This window comes from Paenibacillus sp. J22R160, from assembly GCF_059692135.1.
Genome location: NZ_JCAUAU010000009.1, coordinates 162,273 through 172,845 on the forward strand (window position 1 = coordinate 162,273; position 10,573 = coordinate 172,845).

Genomic DNA, 10,573 nt, shown 5'->3' on the forward strand with positions numbered 1-10,573 from the left:
GATGAGCACTCATCAAAATCTAGAAGTAAAACCATCATGGATTCCTAAGAAAGAATGCATATGGGTATTTGGTGCGATGGCAGTGTCCACATTCTATATCATATGGCAGCTTTGGAGTCTTCTTCATTTACCATCAACAACATTGCACGACCGTCGTTTTGAGCATACATTCAAAGATTATGGCTCCAATGCCAGAATAGCCTTATTCGTGGTATTAGCGAATTACGTGTTAGCATTTATTATTAAACAACGCATTTGGGGAAAATTAGCTCTTATGAAAAAAGGTTTGGTTATGCTGCTTCGTATTGTCAAAAAATATCATTCATCCATTGCTATTCTCGTGATCGCACTCATTACACTTCATGTGGTTGCCGTTTTTATGTATGGTTTTAAATGGGATTTCAACAACATTAGCGGGCTTCTTGCACTAATCGTCCTGTTACCGGTACCGATATCGGGTTTATTCCGTTACAGAAGACTCGATAAGAAATGGCATCTAAGATGTGGACTAGCCTTTGCTGTGTTATTTTTGATTCATGCATTTTTATAGCGGTTATACTGAGAAAGTTGGTGGTAGGGCTATGCATATCTTACTGGTTGAGGATGATGTGAAGCTTGGCGAGCTGATTCAATATAAGCTTAAAAAGCAACTGTACCAAGTGGAATGGGCATTAGATGCGGAGTACGCATTGGATTTAATGGAAAGAGTCACCTTCGATATTTATATATTGGACTGGATGATTCCACACAAAACCGGTATTGAACTATGCAAAGAAATCCGAATGAAGAAGAATCGGACGCCTATCCTTATGCTAACGGCACGAGATTCCGTTACTGACCGCGTTCAAGGATTAAATGCCGGTGCAGATGATTACTTGGTGAAGCCATTTGATTTTGAGGAATTGATTGCTCGTCTTCATGCCTTATATCGTAGAAAAGAAACGAACTGGGAAGCGGATACTAAAATATTTGGCGATACACTTGTCATTGACCATAGTACATTTGAAGTGAGTAGAAACGGGGTTTCGATTCCTCTTTCGCGCCGCGAATTTCAATTGTTGTCTTTTATGTCACAGCATCCAAAACAAATATTAAGTAGAGAGCAGTTAAGTGACCGCGTATGGGGCATAGATGCGGAAATTACACTGAATACAGTTGATGCAACCATTAAATTACTGCGTAAGAAGCTGGACGACCCATTTTCAGATAAAATTATACAAAATGTACGTGGACTTGGTTACCGCTTGGTTGTAGAAGGAGGAGAATGATGTTCGAGCGAACAAGAAAGCAACTGACGATATTCTTCGGCAGTATTCTTGGCGTTGTTATCATCCTAATCACTGCTTTTTTTTATCTGCTTCTACAGGAAACCCTTCAACACAATGAAATTCAGAAATTAGATGATCTCAAAAATAAAATGTCCCAGCAATGGGAGCATCGCATAGAGGAGCAAACAAAAGGAATTCGACAAATGGACCATAAGAATGTTGAGTGGATATTCCTACTTTCAGAAGAATTAATTGTTTGGGTGAGTCCGGATCAGAAAACCCAGATTTCACCTAGTCGTCACACAGCAATGTCCAATCAACTCTTAAATTGGTCACAGCGAAATGAAATGAAACGTGAGAAGGGTGAACGGTTTTATGTGGATGAAAGTGGGAAAAGGGAAACCTTTCTAGTCAGTTCTCAAATTTTAAATGACGATGGCGGCGAATATTGGATGGCCATAGACATATCCTCAAATGAAGCGCTCCTACGTACAATCAGGCTAATCCTAATGCTTTCTACCGTTGTTTTATTATCCATTGCGATCTGGTTAGCTTATTTCTTTGCTGGCAAAGCAATGGTCCCTATTAAAAAATCCTATGCTCGCCAGGTTGAGTTCACAACGAATGCATCTCATGAGCTAAGGACACCACTGAGTGTTATTCATTCATCGGTAGAATTATTAGAGGAATGCAAGGATAACTTGCCCGAGTTTGAACAGCATATCCTGGATAGTTTACAGGATGAGGTGAAAAGGATGATCCGGCTTGTAGAGTCATTACTAACTTTAGCCCGCAGTGATTCGAAATCTCTACTGATAAAGATGGATAAGGTTGATTTAGTTCAAGTTTCTCATCAAATGTATCAGGCGATACAACCGCTGGCACATGTGAAAGGAATTATTTTAAAGTTGGATGCCCCCATAATTGAACATGAACTTACATTCATTCATGGGAACATAGATCAAATAAAGCAGTTAGTTTATATCTTACTTGATAATGCGATTAAGTATACACCACCTGGCGGACAAGTAACGATCTCATATCGCACTTCACAAGACGGTAGACCAACGTTACAAATAGCTGATACGGGAATTGGTATTCCCAGGGAAGAACTCGCACGCATATTCGAGCGTTTCTATAGAGTAGATAAAGCACGTTCACGAGAATTAGGTGGCGCAGGATTAGGTCTTTCTATTGCCGCGGACATCTTAAGCAGTCACAGAGCTTACATTCATGTTACGAGTGAAGAAGGGAAAGGAAGTATATTCGAAATTGAATTCCAGTCAGAGCGGATTTCAGTTTAATTTCATTTACTTGATGTATCATGAATGAAGTAGATGAAAGGTGAAGCAGGATATCACAAGTACTTCTTACGTAAGTTGGAGGAATGAATATGGCCAAAATGGATAAAAAATGGGTTGTGCTTTGTACTACAGCCATTGGCGTCATGTATAGTTACTCATACAGTTAACAGCCAGATCAAAAGCCAATATAAGAGTGGCACCTTCGAGGGAAGTGGAAGTAATCGGCGTGGTTCCATTGGAGGAAAAGTGACCATTACAAATGATAAAATAACCGACATCTATTTACCCGAACAGCAAGCAATCGCCTCATGAGTTGCTTAGCTGCAGTATTGTGGCTCCATACGCCATGTTGGCAGATGTCTTCTCAACGGTCATATGTCTATATGGGTTGGATCAAGGCAAAAAATTGATGATTGAAATGGAATTGAAGGGAATTTTGATTACATCCAAGTTACATGTGGAAAGAGTTGGAGGGATATAAATGTCTGCTCATCCATTCGGAGAAGCTGCCGATGCATTTCGACCGCCTTTTATAAACGCTTCACTGTTCATTGCTCTAATTATGCTGACAGACCCACCAACCTCTCCAGTCTCCAATAAGGATCAAGTGATTTTTGGTGTGCTAAGCGCAATAGTAGGTGTTGTTATTTATGGTTTTTTGGGTGGCCTAATGTACTTATTTATCGGACTGCTTATTAGTAATGCCTATCACATGGTTAGATCGAGGAAATAATAACGCTATTGAAAACTGCCTTTTTAGAAGAAGGAGGTTTTCTTGTAGTCGAACCAAAAAGAGCACATCATCGGCACAAATTTCTGTATAGTTAATATAAAAAAGCCAATATCGTCGGCCTTTAGGCAAACAAATTGGTTTTTTATGGGTGGGTGACTGTCCAATGACACCAATGTCCTACATAACTTTGAATGCAAATGCCTGGGGAATCAGGCTTTTTTATTTTTATGTAGGAGATCGATTTTTGGGATCGGATCACTCAAGAGATTCTCCACTTGCCAACAAAATAAACCTAACCGCTCCGCTAAAGGGCAGTAATGTTGAGAGGTTGTGGTAAATGAAGGGTATTACTGCGTGGAGATGGTCCGAGATCGCCAGCTCGATAGACTAAGACTTGCTCAGTAATAATATACATCCAGTATACTGTGCGGTTTAACCGGGCGAGGAGCGTTGGATCATTATGAATATGGCTGAGTTTAAGCGATTTATCATTTCAATCGAGATTAAAGCATTAGAGAAAACATTAGTTGATGGAGAAGGTGAGAGTCAGTTCTCCGAATTGATCAGAGATAGAATCGCAAACCTCAAGCGAGAAGGAGAGTGGATTCATCAGTTTGACGATGGGGTGCCAACCTCACGATTCATATCGTCTGACCTCGTCATTCGGAGCGCGGTCATCGGCGACGTCGACACGATACGTGACGTCTATCGCCGAGCTTCGCTGACAAACGAAGCCGACCACGATCTAATCGCCGATCATCCCGAGTGGCTTGTGTGGGACGTTGCGATGCTGCCGTTCGCACATGTTGCTGTTGTTGACGGGCGGGTCGTCGGCTTCGCATCGGCGCGTCCGGTTGACGACTTCCTCGAACTCGAGGATCTGTTCACTGATCCTGACTGGATACGACAAGGCGTTGCCAGTGCGCTGATCGCTGACATTGCGCGTCGTGGTTTGCGTATAGAAGTGTCCGCCAATCACGCGGCGAAGGCGTTTTACGAATCGGTGGGGTTCGTCGTCACCGGCGTCGCCAACTCACAGGGCGGACCGGTGCTTCGGATGCACCTCGATGTCACGCGTAATCTGCCATGACGGGCTTTTAATGCGGTTATTTAAAAGGTGCGGATTTATTTTGGTTCAATGGCTAATGGTGCTGAAATAATTAAACTAACACTACAAATAAACCTGCGTTTTAATTGTTGAAGTTCCTTTTATAGATTTGGACCTAGACGAAATAACAAAATGCTCTGACACATTTACTGGTTTTCTAGAATACTTAGCTTCCTCTATCGACTAACTAACGGGTGATATAGGGGATTGAACAAAGCAGAAAAGAGGTGGGATTAGTTAAAACGTTTGGCATTTTTGTGGTGTTGTTATTATACTTATTTCTAATTATTTCACCTAATAAAAGCTTCGCATTGGTATGTTCTGAAAGTGATGAACCAAGAAAATTATTTAAAAGACACGATTCGGTCTATATAGGCAAAGCCAAAGAGACAACGTATGAGAACGTAGGTTCATTAAATCCAAAAAGCAGGGTAACATTTCAAAAAGGCAACCGACTAAAAGCGGTTGCCTTTTCCCCGCTAACGAGCAGGATAGTTCAATGGTGAAAAGTGATTGATTCTTGGAATTCGCAATTAATTCAATAAAGTGTTCGTTATAGTTTGATGAGGTGATATTAACGATGAAAATGAATAGCTACATCATAATGTTAGCATTATTCGTGTGCATGATTTTTACTGGCTGTACTAAGAAAAATACTGAATCCGTATCAATACAGACTGATTCATCAGCCACGAATACCTCTTCAAGTAAACCATCAGATTCAGACAGTAAAATAACTCAATCTGATTTAATCGGTTCCGTTAAGGTAGAAAACTTAGGGATTGATACAAAAATTACTTATACTTTCAAAAATCAAAGTGAAAAAAAAGTTCATGTTATTGGAGGAGCAAGATATAAGTTGTTAAAAGACAACCAAGTAGTAGAAGAAGGTGGGGTTCCAATAAAAGACTACATTGATTTGGAGCATGGTGAAGACTATACAGATAAAAAGACTTTTTCGAATTTGAAGCCTGGTTCATACAGTATTCATGTGAATTGGAGCAAAACTACGGTATCTGCTGAATTTGTTCGAAACTAAAATTGGTTAAACTATTCAACTCCGATACTGAATATGACGGTAGCCCCTAGTCCTTCTTGCAGTGTCATAGCTTCGCTTGTTATTCGAGATCGTTGTCTCAACCAGCCTCAAACATGTTTCTGCAAATAGGGGGTAAACAAATTAGCTTACGGGATCATAGTCCCACGGGCAGTGACGTTCGGCCCCGGCTACCGTTACTCAACCTCTAAAATGCAAAAGAGGTCAACCAGTAAAAACTGGTTAACCTCATAATACGAAAGGGCAGTAATACATGGTGGGCAGTTTGTGTTTAGCTGCCTTTTATGGGCATTGGGCTGTGAATCTTAGTTCAGTAATTTTTTCAGTAATTGGGTGCGATTTGTTGCTTCCAGTTTGGCAAACATTGACTTCAAATGCTTTTTGACGGTAACCTCACTAATATACAGGGTTGTCGCAATTTCTGCGTTTTTGTAACCTTGCTCCAGCAGTTTTGCAATATCTTTCTCACGTGGCGTAATATCCGTTCTAGCCATAATCCGATCTGAGGAGTCCGCTTGATGATCCTGAGAGACGATCACCGCCTGAACCCGTGGTGCCCTGTCTTGTTCCACGAGCCTCTGTTGACCAGTAATGGTGAGCATCCGATGGATGTAGCTTACCCCCTGCTCGTTCTGCAAGTCCAAAACAAATGTATCTGTCGGTGTTTCGCCATCATAGTTAACATGTCTGCCGTTCGAGGCAATATCGAAGCCCAGACTCTTATGCGACTCAATAAAGTAGGAGATAGGCGCTGGAGATTCGATAATTATTTCTCCTGTAAAAATCAAAGCATGTATTAAATGACCCATAGCTGCCTGTTGGGAAGCGTCCGTATAATCGGCCGTATCAATAGTCTCGATAAACCAACCAGCTCGAGTGTGTGATGGAACAGACAGACGCGCGTTCATTTGAGGTGACAAACTGTTAAAATAGGTGGAAGATCGGGGCGCCCGCTTTAAATAGGGCAACGTATCGCGGTTTATCGGGATAATAACCGCAAATCCAATGATCGCATTCGTTTCATCCCTCATGACTCGAACAACATCGTACCCAAGCTGGAAGAGCGAATTAAAATCCAGATGCTGAACGGTCAAACACGCTTCTTTTGAAGTGAGTTGAAAGTTGAAGTGACCGTTCGAGTGGGGGTCATACACTTCAATTCGCATGTCCTTGGTACTTGCCTTTCGTTTGGCAACGTAAGCTTCTAACTCACCTTGATGATGACTGCCGACCACTTCATAGTGCCGAGGTGTGAGTTCAAACCAATTCATAAGAGCGCGAATCAAAGCGTCTCCGATATAATACATGAGCTCAATGGCTTCGCGCGGATCGACTCGATGCTGACTCGTATCTGTTAATCGCTCATAGTAGTGCTGTAACGATTTTGTCCTGATTTTCTCATAGTGTGCGGGAGTACGGAATAGAAGCTCACGGCACACAGCATCTCGCATTAAACTATGTACAGTCCATCCGCGATCCACTCTTCGAATGAAGGAGAACCGAACGAGTTGATAAAATTCAGATGCTGCAATGTCACGACCTATAGCGAAGGATAAACTTTCCTGATTAAAGTGGCGCAGCACACAGGCTGCTTCAATTAACGGACGCAGATGATCTCCCGGCACTTCTTTAAGCCATTGACTGACAAGGTAAGGTAGCGAATCATCTCCGCCTGGATGATCGGACGTGTCCTTATACTCAGGTTGGCTAAATAGGAATGCGATTAAGGTCAACGTCAAGGGGTGCCCTTTGGAATAACGCCAGATGCGGCCAATCGTCTCTTCGTCTGAAACATAGGTATGTTCAGCATAGCGGGCAACCGCGGCATAATCGAGTTCTGTTAAGGGCATGCGCACGATAAGTGGTCTCCAAAGAGGGGATAGGTGCCATGTTTCACTAAGAGGGTACCTGCCAGCCAGAACGGTAAGCACATTGCCTTTCAATTTTTTGAGGAAGTATTCCCGCAACCATTGGTCCATGCTCTCCATTTGCTCATACACATCGATAAGCAGTACTACCAATTGATTGGATGAAATGTGATGAAGTGCTTCCAGACAGACCACTGGGAGGTCTGAAGCTTGGTGGTCTTGGCTGTTTTGATGAGGGAGTAGGTTAAGAATGTATTCGCTAAATGCTTGCGGCGTCTTAACAAAGCCCTCGCTGTCGACGGATAGTGTGAAGGCTCCTTTCGCAATTGCTTGTTGCTGAAACTCATCCAGTAGGGAACTCTTGCCGATGCCTGCGGTTCCGTAGACATTCACAATTCGTTGGGATCTAGTTGTATCTCCAAGCAGCTGAACAAAATGGAGAATTTCACGCTTCCGTCCCACCAACCATCTTTCTTCTAATTCATCAAGCTGATCATCTATCAATTTACAGTCACCACCTTAATATTGGCCAGAATTAGTATTTATTTTCCATTTTACACGCATCTGATTGAACGGTACAACAAAATAATGAGGGAATGTTATCCGAAAGAATACCCTATTCAACCTCATTGGATAATGTTATACATTGGTTCCTTTTTGATATAGTTGTTATATCCCTTAGGAAAGAGGTAATTGGTAAAAATGACAAGCAAATCGAAATCATTTTACAGTTATTGTAGACACGCATTGTTGAAAGACGCCACTGACATAACGAATCTTATGATTGCCTGTGATATTGCAGAATATGGTGTACCAGATATAGTTCTAGAGGATACGTTGGAAATATTAAGTGGTCTTGATCTTGAAACAAATACGTGGGTTATGATACGGGATGAGCACCTTATTGGTTTTGGGTTCATTGAAGAGGATCAGCCCGGTAAACTTTCATCATATGGCTATGTACATCCTATGTTTATAGGTGCTGGCATTGGCAGCGCTCTCATAGAGCGGATGGAACAGCGAGCTACCCAGTATACAACCGAGCGTAATGAAATCAACTGGAAACTTTCCAATGTGATACCTGCCCTTAATAAGAATGCGATATTGCTACTGGAAGATAAAGGTTTCCGTTTTCAAAGACTTTACAGTCGAATGAGCATTGAACTAAAAGAACTTCCATCCGTGGCAGCGACGACAGATGCGATACGGATTACTCCGTTTCAATCCGGCACCGAATCCCTTCTGTATGAGGCTTACTGTGAAACGTTTCAGGATACGAATCGTTATCGAGAAATAACCTATCAAGCGTGGACTGTTGCAAAAAGTGAAGAGTACTACGACCGCTCAATCTGGTTTCAAGCCTATGAAGGTGAGGAACTAGTTGGTTTCATCGTTACCAAAAACTTTAAGGATCACGCGTTTGTCGATCTGCTAGGTGTTAGACGTGCATGGCGTAAAAGCGGGATAGCGCTTGCTTTACTGCAGACGGTATTCCGTGCATGCTTCGAGCAAGGAATCCATCATGTGCAACTAAGTGTGGATGCGTCAAGCTTAACCGGTGCTAATCGATTATACGAGAGAGCTGGTATGACAGCATCTTTCCAGATGGGATTTTATGAGAAAGAGTATACCAAAAAGTATACTTAAGGATCCTACAGGAATTTCTCACAGGGCATTATAGTTGGTTTAGTGGCATTACAAGGAGCCCGAAGGCTTCAGAGCCGCAAACTAAGATCACTGGAGGAAAAGAAAATGACAAATGAAAAATCGAATCGTATTCAATTAAAATGGGTGATGCAAACAGCATTGGTAGCAGCGCTATTCGTATCGCTGGGAACGGCGCAACCAACAGCATCCTTCGCCAAGGCCGAAGCGAAGCCAGAGGCTCTTTTTAGCGCCAAAGTAGAATTGAAGCCAGAGGCGTTGTTCGCTGCCAAGGCGGAAGCGAAGCCAGAAGTCTGTTAACAGTGGCATAAAAGAAACAAATAACCCTATCTGGTGAAGTTTACAGCCAGGTAGGGTTATTTGTTTTCGCAACTCGTAAATATGCGCCGTTAGAAACTTCCAGTTTATGGGGTATCCTTATGGATACCCCTTTTGTATCTTTTTGAATAATTAAACGAAATCGTTTGCAGTGTTATCTTAGATTTATCAAAGCGAAAGGATGTGAGTGAAATGACAAGTCGGGTAAGGTTGGGTGGGTCTGGACTGTACGCCCGCGATCGGGACAGATTGGCTGCATTCTACCAAACAATCTTTGATTTAAAACTGGTGACGTCGGATATGGTACAGGAATTGTCGGAATTAACGTTGGAATGGGATGGATGCGTCAGTCAGTTAAGTATTGTAGGAAACCCAATTGCCGTTAAGACCGTGTTTCATACAGGCTCGTTGCAAGAAACCGAAGAACTTTGGGAGCGGATCAAAGCCAGAAAAATTCCAGTTCGAGGGCTGTATGTTGAGAAGGATGGTATTTCCTTTGAATTTCCGGATCCCGAAGGCAATCAAATTAAGGTGCTTTGGCCACAGGGCTTACACAATGGCAATTGAATTTAATAGCATTGCTTTGCAATTAGATTCGATTTCCGCCTCCGCTGACGATCAACGACAATGGAGAAATATGGATTACAAAGAACAAGGAGGCTGCAGTTAAATGACAATCGAAAAGGTAATTAAGTGGCTAGGTTTTCTGTGTATACTTGCTGGAGTTGTACGAATTGGAATGACCCCTTCGTCATTCATCTGGGGAGATGACAGCACCCCTGAAGTGATTTGCGGTTTTGCAGCATGTATTCTAATGGCAGTCTGTTCCATAGCGCTGTATTTAAAACAATCCAAGGAAACGGGTGTACTTGGCTTCATCACTGTTCTGCTGCTCATGATCGGGAACTTATTAATTGCTTCCAATTTCTACGGTTTGTTTGCCTATGGCTTCTATGCCAAAGAAAGTACGTTTGCTGAAATTATCGGTGCTGTTTCAGGCATGGAATTACTTGTAGGTACCATTCTTCTAGCGATTCTAACGTTTCGCGCCAAGGTATTTCCTCGCTGGACGGTCATGTTACTCGTCATCATGTTGCTCTCATTTGGACTGCCAGGACTAGAAAGATGGTTCGCTCTATTCTGGGGCCTTACGTATGTAACCATGGGGTATCTCATTTGGACTGGAAAATCGAATCAAGCGGAGGCTGCATCCCTTTAACTCCTACTCCGAAAGCACTCCCTTACGATGTGT

The 10,573-nt window shown here is 42.4% G+C and carries 11 protein-coding genes; 10 read left to right on the forward strand and 1 reads right to left on the reverse strand.

Features of this window, described 5'->3' with window-relative positions:
- The first annotated feature begins 1 nt into the window (after nt 1).
- From AC58UW_RS19650 to AC58UW_RS19675, 6 genes are all read left to right on the forward strand, one after another.
- Nucleotides 2–550 carry a hypothetical protein gene (locus AC58UW_RS19650; protein ID WP_497422299.1) on the forward strand — a complete coding sequence of 183 codons (549 nt, stop codon included), beginning with the start codon at nt 2–4 and terminating at the stop codon, nt 548–550.
- Nucleotides 551–581: 31 nt separating this feature from the next.
- Nucleotides 582–1,268 (forward strand): response regulator transcription factor, encoded by a 687-nt coding sequence (locus tag AC58UW_RS19655; RefSeq protein ID WP_497422300.1) that lies wholly within the window; start codon nt 582–584, stop codon nt 1,266–1,268.
- Nucleotides 1,268–2,572: a sensor histidine kinase gene (locus AC58UW_RS19660; protein WP_497422301.1), complete on the forward strand. Its 1,305-nt coding sequence runs from the start codon at nt 1,268–1,270 to the stop codon at nt 2,570–2,572. The genes AC58UW_RS19655 and AC58UW_RS19660 overlap by 1 nt, the downstream gene beginning before the upstream one ends.
- Nucleotides 2,573–3,053: 481 nt before the next feature.
- Nucleotides 3,054–3,305, forward strand: a complete 252-nt coding sequence (locus AC58UW_RS19665; protein WP_497422302.1) for a hypothetical protein — start codon at nt 3,054–3,056, stop codon at nt 3,303–3,305.
- 460 nt (nt 3,306–3,765) lie between these two features.
- The gene (locus tag AC58UW_RS19670; RefSeq protein WP_497422303.1) at nt 3,766–4,395 is read left to right on the forward strand and encodes a GNAT family N-acetyltransferase; all 630 of its coding nucleotides are present in this window, start codon (nt 3,766–3,768) and stop codon (nt 4,393–4,395) included.
- A 598-nt stretch (nt 4,396–4,993) separates the two neighbouring features.
- Nucleotides 4,994–5,452 (forward strand): hypothetical protein, encoded by a 459-nt coding sequence (locus AC58UW_RS19675; protein ID WP_497422304.1) that lies wholly within the window; start codon nt 4,994–4,996, stop codon nt 5,450–5,452.
- Nucleotides 5,453–5,775: 323 nt separating this feature from the next.
- Here the strand turns inward: AC58UW_RS19675 and AC58UW_RS19680 are convergent, their stop codons facing one another.
- Nucleotides 5,776–7,842, reverse strand: a complete 2,067-nt coding sequence (locus AC58UW_RS19680; protein WP_497422305.1) for a response regulator transcription factor — start codon at nt 7,840–7,842, stop codon at nt 5,776–5,778.
- Between the two features lie 198 nt (nt 7,843–8,040).
- On the opposite strand from AC58UW_RS19680, the gene AC58UW_RS19685 reads away from it, so the two are divergent.
- From AC58UW_RS19685 to AC58UW_RS19700, 4 genes are all read left to right on the forward strand, one after another.
- Nucleotides 8,041–8,985, forward strand: a complete 945-nt coding sequence (locus AC58UW_RS19685) for a GNAT family N-acetyltransferase (protein ID WP_497422306.1) — start codon at nt 8,041–8,043, stop codon at nt 8,983–8,985.
- Nucleotides 8,986–9,090: 105 nt separating this feature from the next.
- Nucleotides 9,091–9,303, forward strand: coding sequence for a hypothetical protein (locus AC58UW_RS19690; protein ID WP_497422307.1), 213 nt, complete (start codon nt 9,091–9,093; stop codon nt 9,301–9,303).
- Between the two features lie 210 nt (nt 9,304–9,513).
- Entirely contained in the window at nt 9,514–9,888 is a 375-nt protein-coding gene (locus AC58UW_RS19695; RefSeq protein WP_497422308.1) for a VOC family protein, read from the forward strand.
- A 103-nt stretch (nt 9,889–9,991) separates the two neighbouring features.
- Complete coding sequence (locus AC58UW_RS19700) at nt 9,992–10,540, forward strand: hypothetical protein (RefSeq protein ID WP_497422309.1); 549 nt, start codon at nt 9,992–9,994, stop codon at nt 10,538–10,540.
- The last annotated feature ends 33 nt before the right edge of the window (nt 10,541–10,573 follow it).